12 protein-coding genes are annotated in these 17,491 nt (G+C 61.6%); 3 read left to right on the top strand and 9 right to left on the bottom strand.

Annotated features, from left to right (window positions below; genetic code table 11):
- From AC1DM5_RS29025 to AC1DM5_RS29035, 3 genes are all read left to right on the top strand, one after another.
- Window positions 1-372 (top strand): ABC transporter permease (locus AC1DM5_RS29025; RefSeq protein WP_477821141.1); only part of this gene is annotated, 372 nt, incomplete at its 5' end.
- On the top strand, window positions 369-1,376 hold the full coding sequence (locus tag AC1DM5_RS29030) for an ABC transporter ATP-binding protein (RefSeq protein ID WP_477821142.1): 1,008 nt from the start codon (window positions 369-371) through the stop codon (window positions 1,374-1,376). The genes AC1DM5_RS29025 and AC1DM5_RS29030, both read left to right, overlap by 4 nt.
- A complete protein-coding gene (locus AC1DM5_RS29035) occupies window positions 1,373-2,383 on the top strand; it encodes an ABC transporter ATP-binding protein (RefSeq protein WP_477821143.1) in 1,011 nt (336 codons plus the stop codon). Before AC1DM5_RS29030 ends, AC1DM5_RS29035 begins: the two co-directional genes overlap by 4 nt.
- Here the strand turns inward: AC1DM5_RS29035 and AC1DM5_RS29040 are convergent.
- The 9 genes from AC1DM5_RS29040 to AC1DM5_RS29080 form a co-directional block, all read right to left on the bottom strand.
- Window positions 2,380-5,661 carry a GH36-type glycosyl hydrolase domain-containing protein gene (locus tag AC1DM5_RS29040; protein ID WP_477821144.1) on the bottom strand — a complete coding sequence of 1,094 codons (3,282 nt, stop codon included), beginning with the start codon at window positions 5,659-5,661 and terminating at the stop codon, window positions 2,380-2,382. The two genes, AC1DM5_RS29035 and AC1DM5_RS29040, sit on opposite strands and share 4 nt — an antisense overlap.
- A 204-nt stretch (window positions 5,662-5,865) precedes the next feature.
- A complete protein-coding gene (gene cysG / locus AC1DM5_RS29045) occupies window positions 5,866-7,344 on the bottom strand; it encodes a siroheme synthase CysG (protein ID WP_477976322.1) in 1,479 nt (492 codons plus the stop codon).
- The gene (locus tag AC1DM5_RS29050; protein WP_477821233.1) at window positions 7,316-9,970 is read right to left on the bottom strand and encodes a nitrate reductase; all 2,655 of its coding nucleotides are present in this window, start codon (window positions 9,968-9,970) and stop codon (window positions 7,316-7,318) included. The genes cysG and AC1DM5_RS29050 overlap by 29 nt, the downstream gene beginning before the upstream one ends.
- Window positions 9,970-10,299 (bottom strand): nitrite reductase small subunit NirD, encoded by a 330-nt coding sequence (gene nirD / locus AC1DM5_RS29055; RefSeq protein WP_007816845.1) that lies wholly within the window; start codon window positions 10,297-10,299, stop codon window positions 9,970-9,972. The genes AC1DM5_RS29050 and nirD overlap by 1 nt, the downstream gene beginning before the upstream one ends.
- A gap of 11 nt (window positions 10,300-10,310) precedes the next feature.
- On the bottom strand, window positions 10,311-12,761 hold the full coding sequence (nirB, locus tag AC1DM5_RS29060) for a nitrite reductase large subunit NirB (protein ID WP_477821146.1): 2,451 nt from the start codon (window positions 12,759-12,761) through the stop codon (window positions 10,311-10,313).
- Between the two features lie 3 nt (window positions 12,762-12,764).
- Window positions 12,765-13,562 carry an ABC transporter ATP-binding protein gene (locus AC1DM5_RS29065; RefSeq protein WP_477821147.1) on the bottom strand — a complete coding sequence of 266 codons (798 nt, stop codon included), beginning with the start codon at window positions 13,560-13,562 and terminating at the stop codon, window positions 12,765-12,767.
- 20 nt (window positions 13,563-13,582) lie between these two features.
- Entirely contained in the window at window positions 13,583-14,464 is an 882-nt protein-coding gene (gene ntrB, locus AC1DM5_RS29070; RefSeq protein ID WP_477976324.1) for a nitrate ABC transporter permease, read from the bottom strand.
- Between the two features lie 57 nt (window positions 14,465-14,521).
- Window positions 14,522-15,820: a CmpA/NrtA family ABC transporter substrate-binding protein gene (locus AC1DM5_RS29075; RefSeq protein WP_477821148.1), complete on the bottom strand. Its 1,299-nt coding sequence runs from the start codon at window positions 15,818-15,820 to the stop codon at window positions 14,522-14,524.
- A 360-nt stretch (window positions 15,821-16,180) separates the two neighbouring features.
- Complete coding sequence (locus tag AC1DM5_RS29080; RefSeq protein ID WP_477821149.1) at window positions 16,181-17,458, bottom strand: CmpA/NrtA family ABC transporter substrate-binding protein; 1,278 nt, start codon at window positions 17,456-17,458, stop codon at window positions 16,181-16,183.
- Window positions 17,459-17,491: the final 33 nt, after the last annotated feature.

Below are 17,491 nucleotides of genomic sequence, written 5' to 3' on the forward strand. Positions count from 1 at the left end.
CGTGTGGCCCGCGCCTCGACGCTGGCGGTCAAGCAGGAGCCCTATGTTGAAGCGGCGGTCGCGGTCGGCGTGCGCACGCCGACGATTATTTTACGCCACATCATTCCGAACATTGCAGCCCCCATCGTCGTGTTGATGACGCTCTGGGTTGCCTCCGCCATCCGCCTCGAAGCTTCGCTCAGCTTCCTTGGCATCGGTACGCAACCGCCCAATCCAAGCTGGGGCAATATCATCCGTGACGGTCTCAACAACCTCTTCGGTTCACCTTGGCCGATCATCGGCGCCGGTATTGCGATTACGTTCGTGGTTCTCTCCTTCAACCTGATCGGCGACGCCGTGCGCGACGTGCTCGATCCGGAGACGGCGCAATGAAGCAGCGCTTGCTGAGCGTCGAGCATCTGCGCGTGGAATTCGGAACACCGGTGAACCCGATCGTTGTCGTTGACGATGTGAGCTTCGAAATCGAAGCTGGCGGTGCCGTCGGCATCGTCGGCGAATCCGGTTCGGGCAAGTCGGTCACGTCGCTCGCGATCATGCGGCTGGTGCCGGAACTCTGTCGGATTTCCGGCGGCAAGATCAGTTTCGAGGGCAATGATTTGCTGAAACTGCCGGCAAGCGCCATGCCCGAGATCCGCGGCCGCGACATCGCGATGATCTTTCAGGAGCCGATGAGCTCGCTGAACCCGGTCATGACCATCGGCGACCAGATCGGCGAGGCCATCAAGCTGCATGAGAAGATGAACCGCGGAGAGCGCCGCGCCCGCATCATAGAACTCCTGAAGCTTGTCGGTATTCCCAATCCGGAAGGTCGTCTCGATGCCTATCCGCATCAGTTTTCGGGCGGCATGCGCCAGCGGGTGATGATCGCGATGGCGGTTGCCTGCAATCCGAAACTTTTGATCGCCGACGAGCCGACGACGGCGCTCGACGTCACCATCCAGGCACAGGTGCTCGACCTGATGGCGAAAATCAGAAAGACGCTGAACACGGCCGTGCTGCTGATCTCGCACGATCTCGGCGTCATCGCCGAGGTCTGCGACCGGGTGATCGTCATGTATGCCGGCCACGTGGTCGAGGATGCGGATGTCCGCTCGATCTTCAGTAACCCGAGCCATCCCTATACGCAGGGTCTGCTCAAATCGATTCCGCGCCTCGATGACGATCAGAAGCGGCTCTACCAGATCCCCGGTTCGGTTCCGACCGCGGGCTCGGTCAAGCAGGGCTGTGCCTTCTACGCCCGCTGCGCCAACCGGACCGACAGATGCGCCGCGGAAATGCCGCCCATGTTTGCGTTTGGTCCGAAGCACAAGGCGGCCTGCTGGGTTACCGCCGAAAGCAAGGCACCCCTCCCATCGATCAAGGAGCATATGCGATGAACGCAATCCTGCGTGCCGAAGGGTTGAGCAAGGTGTTTTCCGATGGCGGCATGCTGTCCTTCAAGCAGGAGAGCAGCGGCGTGCGCGCCGTCGATGATCTGAACTTCGAGATCCTGCGCGGCGAAACGCTGGCGCTGGTGGGTGAATCCGGCTGCGGCAAGTCCACACTCGGACGCCTGCTGTTGCGGCTGATCGAGCCGACTGATGGTCGTGTTTTCTTCGAGGGCACCGAGCTGACGGCGCTGTCGCACGAGAAGATGCGCAGCATGCGGCGCAATGTACAGATGATCTTTCAGGATCCCTATGGATCGCTGAGCCCGCGCCGCTCCATCGCCGAAATCATAGGCGAGCCGCTGGATGCCTTCGGCCTCGTCCGCTCAAAGCGCGAACGGCGCGAGAGGGTCGCCGATCTCCTGACGCAGGTCGGCCTGCCGACGAGCGCCATGGACCGTTATCCCCGGCAGTTTTCCGGCGGCCAGCGGCAGCGCATCGGTATTGCCCGGGCGATCTCCCTCAATCCCGGCTTCATCGTTGCCGATGAGCCGGTCTCCGCACTCGACGTTTCCGTGCAGGCACAGATCATCAACCTGATGCAGGACCTTCAGGAGAAGAAGGGCTTTTCCTTCCTCTTCATCGCCCATGACCTCGCCGTCGTCCGCCATATCGCTGACCGTGTGGCAGTGATGTATCTCGGCAGGATCGTGGAGGTAGGCGAAAAGCGGAAGGTCTATTCGGCCCCGCAGCACCCCTATACGCAGGCGTTGCTGTCGGCCGCTCCCGAGCCCGATCCAGATCGCAAAAGCCGCCGCATTGTACTCGAAGGCGACGTACCGAGCCCGTCACGCATTCCGTCGGGCTGCAGCTTTCACACCCGTTGTCCGATTGCACAAGATATCTGCAAGCTGGAGCGGCCTGCGTTGAGAGAGGTGGCGAGTGGCCAGATGGCCGCCTGCCACTTCGCCGCTCCCAATCCGATCCGGCCTCGGGTACGCGAAGTTGCCGCTTAACCCTTTCGCTTTGGCCCGTTTAGGCGGCGCCAGGGTGCATGATCCGTCTTAATCGTGATCGAGGCAGAGGACGGCAGAAGGGGCAGGCGCTTGCGGCGGCCGAAGCGGCGTTTGAAGCCGAGGATGTTTTCGATAAAACTGCGGGCATAGAGACCGGGGCCGCTGGAATAGATGCGCCAGCCGCCGTCGACGTCGATCTCGCCCTTCTTGACCTGATCCCAGTCGCTCATCGCCTGATAGCGGTCAGGGAAGGCGGCATCGCTGCTGCTGAAATAGGTGTTGCGCTGGCGCAGTGACGCGTGTGGCAAGGCGTCGGTCACGGCGATCGGATTGACGAGACCGATCGTCTTCCAGAGTGCCTTTGCATCCTCAGCAATTGCCAGGGTCTCGCAGTAGCGCAGATGCGCATGCACATACATGAGGCCAATCTCGCGGCCGAAGAAGGAGGAGGATTCCGCACGCCGGAACAACGTCTCCGGACCGCCGGCATAGGTCGCAGGCTTCTCCATCAGGCGCACGCCGTCGGGGAATAGCAGGTGCTTCTCGATCAGTTTCATGTGCTGTTGCCGCTGTTCTGGCGTGAAAAGCTTGCCGAGCATCGCCTGCGTCATCGAAATCAACGAATAGTGCAGCCCGGTACGCCGGTCATCGGGATGCAGCAGCAGCTCGACGCCGTCATGGGTGGGATCGAAGATGCCGTAACCGGCGACCACGCCATCGCGGATCAGGTGTTTGTTGAAGTCGCGCCGCATGGCGGTGGCGATCTTGCGCAGTTCCGTGGCGTCAGCGGCCTGGCCGATACGGCGCAGGATGGCGGAATAGCGCACGATCTGTTCGTAGAGCAGGGAAACGGTCCAACTGCTCACCATCCAGTCGCGCAGATGCGGATCGGCCGGCTGCAGGGAATCGTTCCAGTCGCCTTCGCCGTAGCGGATCAGGTGCGTGCCGGGAATGAACCGCTCGCGCACGGTGGCGAGAAGCTTGTCGACATGGATGGTGATCGTATCGGCAGGTGCCCTGCCCATGGTCTTGTCGTCGCGCCACACCACCTTTTCATCGAGGATGGTGAGATCGCCAGTTGCCTCGATATAGTCGCAGAGCGCCTTCAGCGGCCAGACGACGATATCGCCGTGGCTGTCGCCGGAGCGGATGTTGGAATAGGGCTCCAGCATGAACCATTGCGGCCAGTCGCCCTTTTCCAGGTACTGCTCGCTGAAGACTGTCTTTACCACTTCTTTGGCTTCGCGGTCATGCTCGTAGGCGAGCAGGAATTCCACCGGCCCCTGGCAGGCATCGCGCGTGCCCCAGGCAGCGCCCGTATATTGCTCCAGCCCGTGCGGGACGCTGAGATGCACGATTGCATCATGTGCGAGCCAGGGCAGGATCGCGGCATGTGCCACCGCATCGGTTTTCGGCTTGTCGAACGTCACGCCACGAATGGCGTGCTGCCAGAAACGCGAAGCCGGAGCCAGCATCGTCTCCTGCGCGACACCGCCTGCATAGCGCTCGGCCAGACGCTCGGCCTCTGCCATGTCTGTCATCGAGCCGACGACGGCGAAGGCGAGCGATTGTGTCTCCTTGGAGCGCAACGCGATGTAGGCGCCGTTGCGGGCCACGCCGTCATCATAAAGAAGCTCGTCGCCGCCGACAGCCTCGACGGCGTCAGGCGTGGAGCTTACCAGCCAGTAGCTGGCATCGGGAAAACGTTCGCCCCAGAGCCAGTGCGGGTCCGGGCGGAAGCGGATGCGCTTGGCTTCAGCATCGAATTCGGCATAGCCGCTTGTGTCATATTCCCGTTCGCCGAGAACGAGGTGGCCGAAGACGAGGAAGCGGCAGGGCTTGCCCTCGACGGAGACGGCCCACTGCATCGCGGGGTCTTCGCCCGACGCCGTCGCCGTGACAGTAATGGTGCGGTCGCCAAGGCGATAGATCCAGCGGCAGTCGCTGAGGCCCATGTCGAAGGCTGAAGGCACGCCGAGAAGCTGCCAACCCTGACCGGCATCGGCAAGAATGCGCAATCCGCTGGTGCGCGTCAGATTGTAGGGATCGCGGGAGACCGAAAACAGTTTGTGGAAGGACGTATTGCCGATCGTCAACTGCGCGGCAAATATGCCCTGCATCCAGCAGGTCGATGCCAATGTGACATCGTCGAGCAGCATATTCTGGCCGCTGCGCACGATTGCTCCATGGCGCCGCGCGATCTGCAGTTCCTTCTCCCGCAGAACCACGTGGCGATTGAGGGCGCCCTCGGGCACGAAGAAGGACAGCAGCTTCCCGTCTACGCGTTCTTCGAGCATACGATCGGGATAGAGGCGGGTAAGCGCCTTGTTGTCGAGCGTTTCGACCGTCAGCAGCCCGGCACCCTGCAGGATGCTGCGCGGCGGCACCTGCTCTGCCGGATCAGCAGCCGTCTTTTCGACGGCTTTCAAATGATCGAGGCGGAACAGATCGCTATTGTCGGATGCCGCCTGATGATCGTTGAGGAACAGGCCGAAGAAACTCGCGGTCACGCCTTCGGTAGAAACGGAGAGCGGTTTCGACTGAAGGGCCGGACAGGCCATTTCATGCTGCCGGCGTTGGCTCGGCAGGTCGCTGCCGAAGGGACCGACGAGAAGATCGTCCTTGCCGGCGGCCGATTTGACCAATTGGATCGCATCGGTAGCGTAAGCGGCAACACCTTCCAGGCAACCCTGCGCGAGCCATGGATTGCGCCCGCCGCCCTGCTTGAGGTTCTGCCGGTTCATCACGACAGGCCCGAAGACGGAATGCTCGGCGATATGATGGTCGACATATTGCGAGGCATAGGCTTCGCTGTTCATCAGGAAACCGCGGTCGCCGAGACCGATATCCTGAACCAGCACGAGATCGGCCGGCAGTTTTTCCGTACCGGAATGCTTCAGCGTGACATGCCAGAACCATGTGGTCTCGGAGGGCGCAAGCACGAGGCTCACATGATAGTGGATGTCTCCGACTTCGCCACTCCAGGAGAAGCCTGCCTCACTATGGCCAAAGCGACCCTGCGCCCGAGGTCCGACGATCTCGGCAACGGCAGGCTTCTTGCCACCGATCCGCAGATAGAGCCGTCCAACGCCGCCGGAGAGCGGCGATCCCTGGATCTGATTGATCTGCACCGATCCGAGGCTATCGACATAATCGATGGAAAACAGCGTGCCGTTCGGCAGCGCCGATATGGAGAGGCCGGAGCCGTTGGCGATCGTCAGAAGGCCGAGGTCGTCGCGGCGGGGCATCTGCAATTTGCGATTCAGTCTCGAGGGCATGTGAGATCTCGTGTCGCCTAAAAGGGAATCGGACAATGCCGCAAAATGTTTGACCAAAACACTACCTAATGTCACGGATTAGATCGTGGCGCGCAGGATTGTTTGTCGCAGCTGGGGGCACCCAACTGCCGACTTTTCCTCATTAGAGGAGAAAAAGACCCTTCATGGCCAGCCTAGTAGCGGGATTTCTCCGGCGGTTCGGCGTTATTGAGCTCGGGCGATGAGAGGCCGGACGTGTTCCGCCTCAAGACCGCAAGCAGCAAAAACCTCTCCGACGCCAATCAGCACGGGCCGGTCGAGGCCGATTCCGACCATGGCCGAAGAAAGATCATTGAGACTGCCGCCCCAGCGTCGCTCATCGGCATTGGCAACAGAACTGACGATCACGACGGGCGTTTTTGCATCGAGGCCAGCCTCGATCAGCTTGTTCTGGATCGCTCCAGCGGTGCGTCCGCCCATGTAGAAGATCGTCGTTTTTCTTGGATCTGCGATCGCCTGCCAGTCGATCGTGTCAGGCAGGCTGCCATGACGCGAATGGCCGGTGACGAATTGGACGCTCTGCGCATGATCGCGATGCGTCAACGACACGCCGAGCCGCGACGCCATCGCGCTGGCCGCTGTGATGCCCGGGATGACCTCGACCGGGATATTATGCTGCTTCAGATAGGCAATCTCCTCGCCGGCGCGGCCGAAGATCATCGGGTCGCCGGATTTCAATCGGGCGACGTTCTTGCCGGCCCTGGCGAAGGTCAGCATCATCTCGTTGATATCTTCCTGGCGGCAGCTCGTGCGGCCGCCGCGTTTACCGACGAGCAGGCGCTTCGCCTCGCGTCGCGCTAGTTCCAGAACCTCGTCCGACACAAGATCATCGAACAGGATGACATCGGCGGCCTGCAACGCCCGCACAGCCTTCAGCGTCAGATATTCTGCATCGCCCGGACCGGCGCCGACAAGCGTCACCCGCCCGACGGGGCGGGCCTGAGCTGGCCTTTTCATATCGGCAAGCAGATCGCGAGCGCTTGCTTCTGTCGGTTCAGCTCCGAAAGCGCGATCGACAAAGCGCTCCCAGAAGGCGCGGCGCTCTGCGCCGGGCTTTAGACGAAGAGCAATTTCTTCGCGCAGTGACTGGGCAAGGGCTGCCCAGGATCTCAGCGATGTCGGCAGCAGCGTCTCTATGCGGCGGCGAATGGCTTGGGCGAGAATGGGAGCGGCGCCATCCGTCGAGATCGACACCACGACGGGCGAGCGGTTGACGATGGAACCGAACTGGAACTGGCAGAAAGCAGGTTTGTCGATGATGTTGACAGGAACCCCGGCTCGCTGCGACGCTTCGAAAAATGTTCGAGCCTCGGCCTCATCCTCACAGTCCGCTATGGCGAGCGCCGCATCCGCAAAAATATCTTCGCGCCATGCCGTCGGATGGTAGATAAACGCACCATCCGGATGCGACGAACCGCGCTCAATAAGGGCGGCACAGGCTTCGCCGAGGTGCTCGGCATGAATCTCGACCTTCGCACCGCAGGCGGCCAGCAGTTCCGCCTTCCAGGCACAGGCATCCGAGCCGCCGGCGACGATCACCCGTTGTCCGGCAAGCGACCAGAAGACCGGCAGCTTGGCAAGCGGGGCCATGCGGGCGGGCGCCCGGTCGGCAACATCATTCGGCAGCGTCTGCAACACAGGCATTGATGATCCCCCTGATTTCGGCGCGGCAAGAACCGCAATTGGTGCCGGCCTTAAGTTCGTTGCCGATCGCTTCGACGCTGCGGCAGCCGGAGCGGACGGCGACGACGATCTGGTTGACGCCGACGCTGAAGCAGGAACATACCGTCGCACCCGGATCCGGCCTGTCGGCCCCAGGCCGGCCGGCGATGATGGCAAAGCGGCGACGCAGATCGCTGTGATCGGCGGTCAGCTGCGACACCGCCCAGTTGCGCGCAACGGCAACCGGCTCTCTTGCAAGGAAGAGCGCGGCAAGCAGCCTCTCTCCGTCGAAGAAGGCGATCCGCCGGTCGCCGGACTGCTGGTCGGCATAACCCAAGGGCTCGATATGGTCGGCAATGCTGAAGCTTTTTCGGCACCAGGCCGTCCAGTCTTCGATACCGTCATGGAACGCAAGCTCCAGCCGCCATCCGCCATCGGCCTTGGCGAGTGCCCAATAGTCCGCGTCCGCCACATCAGGCTTTGCCATGCTGACGGCGAAGCCATAAGTGGCAGCACGATAGCGGCTGACGGCAACCGCGACATTCTTCGAGGCGGGCTGACCCGAAACGGGGTCCGTTGTGGGTTTGACGACGGCGCCGATCCGCGCCTCAGCCGAATTCTGGTCGCTCCAGTGCATCGGCACGAAAACGCTGCCGCGCGCCTGCCGGTCGGTCACCAGCGCGCGGATGATCGCCTTGCCGTAGCTGCTTTCGATCTGCACAAGGGCGGCATCGGCCAAGCCGAGTTCCATCGCGTCGCGCGGATGGATTTCCGCAAAGGGTTCGGCGATATGGGATGATAGCCGCGCGCTCTTTCCCGTTCGTGTCATGGTGTGCCACTGGTCGCGGATGCGGCCCGTATTCAGCGTGAAGGGATAGGTTGAATCTGTTCTGTCGGTTGCCGGCGCTTCGACGGCAACGAAACGCGCCTTGCGATCGGGATGGAAGAAACCGCCCTCGGCGAAGAACCGCGTTTCCTTTTTCTCTTTTCCAAAAGGCTGCGGCCACTGGAATGGTTTCAGCGCGTCATAGGCTCGCGCTTCGGTCTTGGCATAGGCGCCGATGTCGAAGTCGCGGCTGCCGTCATTCTCGAAGGCGGAGAGTGCCGCGTGCTCGGCGAAAATATCGGCCGGAGACGTGTAGTCGAATGCGGCAAAGCCCATCCGGCGGCCGACTTCTGCCATCTGCCACCAGTCGGCGCGCGCCTCTCCCGGAGAAACGAGAAAGGGGCGTTGCCTCGATATGCGGCGTTCCGAATTGGTGACCGTTCCGTCCTTCTCGCCCCAGCCGAGGGAGGGCAGCAGCACATGCGCGTGCCGCGTCGTATCGGTCTCGCACAACATGTCGGACACGACCACGAAGGGGCAGGCGGCAATCGCCGCCTCGACGCGGCGGGCATCGGGCATGGAAACGACCGGATTGGTCGCCATGATCCAGAGCGCCTTGACGCGACCCTCTTCGACGGCGCGGAACAGATCGACGGCCTTCAGGCCGGGCTTGCAGGCAATGTCAGGCGCATTCCAGAAGCGTTGCACCCGATCGCGATCCTCGGCATTTTCGATCGCCATATGGGCGGCCAGCATGTTTGCGAGCCCGCCGACCTCGCGGCCGCCCATGGCGTTCGGCTGTCCCGTCAGCGAAAACGGTCCCATGCCAGGTCGGCCGATGCGACCGGTCGCCAGATGGCAGTTGATGATGGCATTGACCTTGTCGGTGCCGGAAGCGGACTGGTTGACACCCTGGCTGTAGCAGGTGACGACCTTATCGGTCGTCTCGAACAGGCGGAAGAATTCCCTCACCTGCATGGCTGGCAGGCCGGTACGCTCAAGCAGGTCGTCTACCGTTAGTGCGGCGGCAGCGGCGAAGGCCGCTCCAAAACCTTCCGTGTGGGCACCGATATAGTTCTGGTCGATGACGGGGCTTGCCGCGAGATGGGCGAGCAGTCCCATGAAGAGTGCCACATCGCCATCCGGGCGAATGGCCAGATGCAGATCGGCAATATCACAGGTCATTGTCCGGCGCGGATCGATGACGACGATTTTCAGGCCCGGCCGGGCCGCCTTGGCGGCAGCGAGCCGCTGGTAGATGACTGGATGGCACCAGGCGAGGTTCGAGCCCGTCAACACGACGAGGTCGGCAGACTCCAGATCCTCATAGAGGCCGGGCACCGTATCCGAGCCGAAAGCGCGACGATGGCCGGCGACCGAGGAAGACATGCAGAGGCGGGAATTGGTGTCGATATTGGCGGAGCCGATGAAGCCTTTCATCAGCTTGTTGGCGACATAATAATCCTCGGTCAGAAGCTGACCCGAGACATAAAAGGCGACGGCATCAGGGCCATGTTGGGCAATGGTCTCGGAAAATCTGTTGGCGACGAGATCGAGAGCTTCATCCCAGCCTGCTTGTCTGCCATCGATTTCGGGATGGAGCAGCCGACCGTCGAGATCGATGGTTTCGGCAAGCGCCGAACCTTTGGAGCAGAGCCGCCCGAAATTGGCCGGGTGCTCCGGGTCGCCCTTCACGGTCACTGTGCCGGCCTCGTCCACCCGGGCGATCACGCCGCAGCCGACACCGCAATAGGGGCAGGTGGTCCTGACCTCCGCTCCCATCATTCGGCCGCCATAACGAGGCTTTCGAGCGCGATATAGAGCCTGCCGCCCTCGTTCCTGAGTGGGATGGTACGCACCGCGCCGTCATCGGCGCCGAGTGCCTTGCCGGTCTCCAGCGAAATCACCCAGTTGTGTAGTGGGCAGGTGACGGCATTTCCATGCACGATGCCCTCCGAAAGCGGCCCGCCCTTGTGCGGGCAGCGGTTTTCGATCGCATAGACCTCGTCCTCGCCCGTGCGGAATACGGCGATATTCATATGCGGGGTCTTCACGCAGCGGGAGCCACGCAAAGGAATATCGGAGATCTCGCCGATCGGGTGCCAGTTCATGGTTGATCTCCTCACTCTGCCGCCTGATTGAAGCCGATCGTCGCCATCGGCCGGAATTCGTGCTTGTCCTTGCCGGAGACGCGCTCCGACCAGGGGTCGACCTGGGCGAATTTCTGGGAAAAGACAAAGCGCTCGTAGTAGGCTTGGCGCTTGTCGTGATCCTCCATAATCTGCCGGCGGATCTCATCGAGGCCGATGCGCTTGGCCCATTTGTAGATGCGCTCAAGATAGCGGCCCTGCTCGCGATACATCTGGGTCAGCGCCACGATATGTTCGAGCGCTTCGTCCTCGGTCTTCACCAGGCCGAGCACCTCCGTGCCCTTGATGTCGAGACCCGCAGCGCCGGCGAAATGGATCTCGAAGCCGGAATCCACGCAGATCACGCCGATATCCTTGCAGGTGGCCTCCGCACAGTTTCGCGGACATCCGGACACTGCCATCTTCAATTTGGCCGGTGTCCAGGAGCCCCACATGAACTTTTCGATGCGGATGCCGAGGCCGGTGGAATCCTGCGTGCCGAAGCGGCACCAGTCGGAGCCGACGCAGGTCTTCACCGTGCGCAGGCCCTTGGCATAGGCCTGGCCGGAAATGAAGCCGGCCTTGCCGAGATCGGCCCACACGGCCGGCAGGTCTTCCTTTTCGATGCCGAGCAGGTCGATGCGCTGGCCGCCGGTCACTTTGACCATCGGGATCGCGAACTTGTCGACCACATCGGCGATGGCGCGCAGCTCGCCGGAATTGGTCACTCCGCCCCACATGCGTGGCACGACGGAATAGGTGCCGTCCTTCTGGATATTGGCATGGACGCGTTCGTTGATGAAGCGCGACTGATAGTCGTCGGCATATTCATCCGGCCAGTCACAGACGAGATAGTAGTTGAGTGCCGGGCGACATTTGGCGCAGCCGCCGGATGTCTTCCATTCCAGCTCCTGCATGATGGCGGGTATGGTCTTCAGCTTCTTCGCCTTGATCAGGCGGCGCACATCATCATGGCCGAGTTCCGTGCAAGTGCACATAGGCTGCACGGCTTTCGGATTATAGGCATCACCCAGCGTCAAGGACATGAGCTGCTCGACAAGGCCGGTGCAGGAGCCACAGGAGGCCGAAGCCTTGGTATGGGCGCGCACATCGTCGAGCGATGTCAGCCCCTTAGCCGTGATCGTTGAAGTGATTTTGCCCTTGCAGACGCCGTTGCAGCCGCAGATTTCCGCATCATCCGGCAAGGCTGCAACGGCCGCCATAGGGTCCAGCGGGGACCCTCCCTGATAGGCCTGGCCGAAGATCAGAGTGTCGCGCATCTCAGAGATGTCGACCGCCTTTTTCTTGAGGTCGTTGAACCAGGCGCCATCGGAGGTTTCGCCATAAAGCACCGTGCCGATAATGCGGTTGTCCTTTAGCACCAAGCGCTTGTAGACGCCCGCTGTTGCGTCGCGCAGCACGATTTCGTGCCGGTCATCGCCGTCGGCGAAATCACCCAGAGAATAGAGCTCGATGCCGGTGACCTTGAGCTTGGTCGGCGTATCGGAATGCACGAAGCCCGGCTTTATATCGCCCGCAAGATGGGAGGCTGCCACGCGGGCCATCTCGTAGAGCGGCGCGACAAGACCATAGACCATGCCGCCGACTTCGGCGCATTCGCCGAGCGAGTAGATGTCGCCATCGGAAGTCTGCATGCCGGCATCGACGACGATGCCACGATTGACGGCAAGCCCGGCTTCCTTGGCAAGATTGACGTTCGGACGAATGCCGACCGCCATGACGACGAGCGTGGCCGGAATGATCGTGCCGTTGTCGAGCTCGACGCCTTCCACCTTGCCGTTGCCGATGATCTGCTTGGTATTGGCCTTGCAGATGACCTTGATGCCGCGTTCCTCGACGGCCTTCTGTAAGAGGTAGCCGGCGGTGGGGTCGAGCTGGCGCTCCATCAGCGTCGGCATGACGTGCAATACGGTAACATCCATACCGCGCTGGGCGAGGCCGGCGGCCGCTTCGAGCCCGAGCAGGCCGCCGCCGATGACGATCGCCTTTTGCCGCGACTGGGCGGCGAGCAGCATGGCCTGCACGTCATCGAGGTCGCGATAGGTGATGACGCCGGGCAGATCCTTGCCGGGAACGGGAATGATGAAGGGCACAGAGCCCGTGGCGATGACGAGCTTGTCATAGCTCTCGGTCACACCATGATCCGACGTGACCGTCTTCCTGTCGCGGTCGATCGAGACGATCTTGTGGCCCTTGTAGAGGGTGATGCCGTGGTCGATGTACCAGCCATCGCCATGGATGACGATCTGCTCGTAGGTCTTTTCGCCCGAGAGGACCGGCGAGAGCATGATGCGATCGTAATTGACGCGCGGCTCGGCATTGAAGATCGTGACTTGATAGCGGCCCGGCGCCTGTTCGAAGAGGTGTTCCAGCATGCGCCCAGGCGCCATGCCGTTACCGATGATGACGAGTTTTTCGGTCATGGTTTACTCCGCGGCTTCGACGAAGCGGTGACGTTCGTAGAGGAACTTCAACACGGCTTCGCGGCATTTGAGGTAGGTTCGGTCGGAGGCGAGTTCGATACGGTTGCGCGGCCGGGCGATCGGCACGTTGAGCACTTCGCCGATGCGGGCGGCGGGGCCGTTGGTCATCATCACGATGCGGTCGGAAAGCAGTACGGCCTCGTCGACATCATGGGTGATCATGACCATCGTATTGCCGAGCCGGGCGTGGATTTCCATCACTGCGTCCTGCAGATGCGCACGGGTCAATGCGTCGAGAGCGCCGAAGGGCTCGTCGAGCAGAAGGATCTTCGGCTCCATCGAGAGTGCCCGGGCAATGCCGACGCGCTGCTTCATGCCGCCCGATATTTCGGAGGGGCGCCTGTCTTTCGCATGAGCCATCTGCACGAGGTCGAGATTGGCCATGACCCAGTCGTGGCGCTCGGCCTTGCTCTTCTTATTGCTGAAGACCTTCGAGACGGCGAGATTGACGTTTTCATAGACAGTCAGCCAGGGCAGCAGCGAATGGTTCTGGAAGACGACGGCGCGTTCGGGGCCGGGTTCATTGACCTCGCGGTTTTCGAGCAGCACGGCTCCCTTTGACACAGGCGTCAGGCCGGCGATCAGGTTGAGCAGCGTGGACTTGCCGCAGCCGGAATGGCCGATGATCGACACGAATTCGCCCTTGTCGATGACGAGGTTGATGTCCTTCAGCACCTCGGTGCGGGCGCCCGCCCGGTCGAAATGTTTGTCGATATGGTCGAGTTTCAGATAGGCGTTCATGGTCGATCCCCTCAATTGGCCTAGGCGCCGCGCGTGACGAGTTTGCCGATGGCGGACACGAGCTTGTCGAGGGCGAAGCCAACGACGCCGATATAGGCAAGCGCCACGATGATGTCGGGCAGGCGGGACGAGTTCCACGCATCCCAGATGAAGAAGCCGATGCCGACGCCGCCGGTCAGCATCTCGGCGGCGACGATCGCCAGCCATGACAGGCCGATGCCGATGCGCAGACCGGTGAAGATGTAGGGGGCTGCCGAGGGCAGCATGATCTTGAAGAAGAACTCGAACTGGTTGAGCCGCAGCACTTCGGCGACATTGCGGTAATCCTGCGGGATATTGCGCACGCCGACGGCAGTGTTGATGATGACCGGCCAGATCGAGGTGATGAAGATCACGAAGATCGCCGAAGGATTGCTGTCCTGGAAGGCCGCGAGCGACAGCGGCAGCCAGGCAAGCGGCGGCACAGTGCGCAGCACCTGGAAGATCGGATCGAGGCCGCGCATCGCCCAGATCGACTGGCCGATAACCGCACCGATGACGATGCCGGCTACGGCTGCAAGACCGAAGCCATAGGCAACCCGCTGCAGCGAAACCAGTACGCGCCAGCCGAGACCGATATCCTGAGATCCGTAGTTGAAGAAAGGATAGGCGATCAGATCATAGCTTTCCTGCCAGACCTGGTGCGGCGATGGCAGCGAGGCGTTCGGCGAGGAACAGAGGATCTGCCAGAGGCCGAGAATGATCGCAAGAACGATCAGCGGTGGCACGATATTGCGGGCGGCAGCGACCGAAAGGAGCTGCAGATCGATCTTGCGCGCCGGCTTCTTTGCGAGATGGACGACATTGGCCGTCTTCGGCGCAACAGTCGCCTTGATGTTTTCATTCTTTGCAAGCGCTGACATGCGTTCGCTCCTTCATGGAATAAAAAGCCGGCGCGCCTCACGCGCCGGAGGCGGGGATTACGAAGCGGCCTTGATTGAGAGGCTGTCGAGATAGGCAGAGGGGTTCTCCGGATCGAAGACTTTGCCGTCGAAGAAGGTTTCCTTGCCGCGCGACGTCGAGGCCGGAATGTCGGCCGCCGCAACGCCGAGGTCCTTTGCGGCCTCGCGCCAGATGTCCTCGCGGTTCACCTTGTCGACCAGCGCCTTGATATCCGTATTCGGCGCGAGTTTGCCCCAGCGGATATTCTCCGCCATGAACCAGGTATCGTGGCTCTTGAAGGGGTAGGAGACGCCGCCGGCCCAGAACTTCATGTAGAGATCAGTGCCATGCGCGACGCGGCCATTGCCGTAGTTGATGTCGCCCTTGAGGCGGCCGAGCACATCCTTCGGCGGCACGTTGAACCATTGCCGCTTGCCGAGGATGGTCGCCATCTCCTCCTTGTTGTCCATGCTGTCGCACCATTGCTGGGCTTCCATGATGGCCATCAGCAGGGCCTTGGCGGCATTCGGATTTTTCTCCACCCAGTCGGCGCGCATGCCGAGGGCCTTTTCCGGATGGCCTTTCCAGAGCTCACCGGTTGTCGCCGCGGTGAAGCCGATACCCTGGTTGACGAGCTGCTCGTTCCAGGGTTCGCCGACACAGAAGACGTCCATATTGCCGACCTTCATGTTCGCCACCATCTGCGGGGGCGGCACGACGATGGTAGAGACGTCTTTGTCCGGATCGATGCCGCCGGCGGCGAGCCAGTAGCGGATCCACAGGTCATGCGTACCGCCGGGGAAGGTCATGGCGGCTTTCACTTCCTTGCCTTCGGCCTTCTTCTTTTCGAAAGCGGCCTTCAGCTTGGAGGAGTCGAGCTGGACGCCGGTATCGGCATATTCCTTGGCGACCGAGATGCCCTGGCTGTCGTAGTTCAGCCGTGCCAGCAGTGCCATCGGCACCGGCTGGTTGTTCTGGGTCACCTTGCCGGTGTGCATGAGATAGGGGAGCGGCGAGAGGATATGCGCGCCATCGATGCCGTTGGCCGCACCGCCGAGCACCAGATTGTCACGCGTTGCACCCCAGGAGGCCTGCTTCGCCACGTCGACTTCAGGAAGGCCGTGCTTTTCGAACAGACCCTTTTCCTTGGCGACGATGAGAGGCGCTGCATCCGTCAGGGCGATGAAACCAAGCTTGACGCCGGTCACCTCAGGTGTGGCCGCAGCAGCGAAAGCGCCTGAAGGAAATGCCGTCCGAACGGCGCTCACGAGGGCTGCGGCGGCGGTGGTCTTCAGCATGCTGCGACGGCTGATCGCGGTCGTGAAAATCTTGGTCATGCGCGGGCTCCTCTGGGTGGCTGCCGGATTTTTCGGAATAAAAAAACGCCGCTCGGAGATTGCGTCCTCGGGAAGGGAGAAGTCCCGGACAGCAAAAACCTTGCGACGTCGATGTCTGTTGTAAGCGCTTATTACGCGCTCATCCTGCACCTGGTCGCCGTTGACCGGTGCGATTTTAGTCTTGCAAGCGGCGTGCCAATTTGTGGTAGTTTCTGCAAACTATTGAAATAAAAAGAAATTTCTTTGAGTTGTGCCTGCTGCCGCTTTTCGAAGCACGAAATTACTCTGCAAAACTTTTGTGCGATTGCTCAGTTGCGGGTCGAAAATGCTGCAAGCGATTTATGCAATGCAGCAACCTTTTCAGGTTTCATCAGGATGCGGAATGAAGGGCAGGGCGCTCTTCACCGCAAAACCCGCAATATAGTCAGGCAGTTTCGATGGATCGAAAACATGGCCGTCCATAAAGCGGTCGGTTTCGTCGGCGCCTTCGATGCGCACGTCGGCATCGATAGGTGCGCTGCCCTCGCCCAGGGCTGTGCGATAAAGGTCCGGGCGATAGGCGGAAGCGGCTGCGCGTGCGGGGTTGAGCCCGAGTTCGGCCTGGCCCCAGCGGATCATCTGGCTGTAGATCCAGAGCGCCTGGCTCGTGCGCGGATAATTGGCAAAGCCCGAATGGAACATGAAGTAATTGTCGATGATGCGCCGGTTCCCCTTTGCATCGAGGCTGAACTCGCCGGCCAACACATGACGGATGATGTGGACCGGTGCTGCTATGTAGCGGGCATCCGCCAGGGCCTCGGCAAGCGCATCGTGGTTTTCCGGCCGGTCGCACCAGCGCGCCGCCGCGTCGAGAGCGACGATCAGCCGGGAGACCGTTTCCGGATGGCTGTCCGCCCATTCCGGGCGCATGCCGATCACCTTTTCCGGTGCAGATGGCCAGATATCCTGTTTGGCAGCGACGATACGCCCGACACCGCGCTCTGACGCCACCATGTTCCAGGGCGCGCCGACGCAAAAGCCGTCGATCGCGCCGGCGGCCAATGCATCCGAGGTCAGCGGCGGCGGCACGACGACGAGTTTGACGTCCTTGTCCGGATTGATACCGCCGGCGGCGAGCCAGTAGCGGAATTCGTAATTATGCGAGGAAAAGGGATAGGTGACGCCGAAGGTTGGCAGCGGCTCGCCGCTTGCCTTCATTTCAGCCAAGACCTTTGAGAGCGCCTTGGCGTTTTCCAGTGCGCTGGCAGTTTCGGAAAGTCCGGTCGCATTCCGCATCCTGTCGAACAGGCGGGTCGATAGCGTGATCGCATTGCCGCCGCGCCCGAGAGAGAAGGGCGTAATCGTCGGCGATGGATTGGAGCCGAGGCCGAGCATGGAGGCAACGGGCATCGGCGAGAGCATGTGGGCGATATCGAACTGCCGGAAAGCGAGGCGGTCGCGAACGTTCGCCCAAGAGACGTCCTTGACGAGATCGAGCGTCAGGCCTTCCCGCTCAGCAAAGCCGAATTCCGCTGCGGCGATGAGCACGGAAGCATCGACGAGCGGAATGAAGCCAGCCCTCAACATTCTGGAGCCTTCGCCGTTGGCGCGGGCGGGCGCGGGAAGGCCGGCATCGGGATCGCGGCTTTTCGTCATCATGTTCACTCCGGCTTCCTCCGGACAGTCGCAACC

This window comes from Rhizobium sp. 01T437 (assembly GCF_056398505.1).

Coding starts and splice junctions, on each gene's coding strand:
- AC1DM5_RS29030 (WP_477821142.1), top strand. CDS start 369: ATGAAGCAGCGCTTGCTGAGCGTCGAGCATCTGCGCGTGGAATTCGGA.
- AC1DM5_RS29035 (WP_477821143.1), top strand. CDS start 1,373: ATGAACGCAATCCTGCGTGCCGAAGGGTTGAGCAAGGTGTTTTCCGAT.
- AC1DM5_RS29040 (WP_477821144.1), bottom strand. CDS start 5,661: ATGCCCTCGAGACTGAATCGCAAATTGCAGATGCCCCGCCGCGACGAC.
- cysG (WP_477976322.1), bottom strand. CDS start 7,344: ATGCCTGTGTTGCAGACGCTGCCGAATGATGTTGCCGACCGGGCGCCC.
- AC1DM5_RS29050 (WP_477821233.1), bottom strand. CDS start 9,970: ATGGGAGCGGAGGTCAGGACCACCTGCCCCTATTGCGGTGTCGGCTGC.
- nirD (WP_007816845.1), bottom strand. CDS start 10,299: ATGAACTGGCACCCGATCGGCGAGATCTCCGATATTCCTTTGCGTGGC.
- nirB (WP_477821146.1), bottom strand. CDS start 12,761: ATGACCGAAAAACTCGTCATCATCGGTAACGGCATGGCGCCTGGGCGC.
- AC1DM5_RS29065 (WP_477821147.1), bottom strand. CDS start 13,562: ATGAACGCCTATCTGAAACTCGACCATATCGACAAACATTTCGACCGG.
- ntrB (WP_477976324.1), bottom strand. CDS start 14,464: ATGTCAGCGCTTGCAAAGAATGAAAACATCAAGGCGACTGTTGCGCCG.
- AC1DM5_RS29075 (WP_477821148.1), bottom strand. CDS start 15,820: ATGACCAAGATTTTCACGACCGCGATCAGCCGTCGCAGCATGCTGAAG.
- AC1DM5_RS29080 (WP_477821149.1), bottom strand. CDS start 17,458: ATGATGACGAAAAGCCGCGATCCCGATGCCGGCCTTCCCGCGCCCGCC.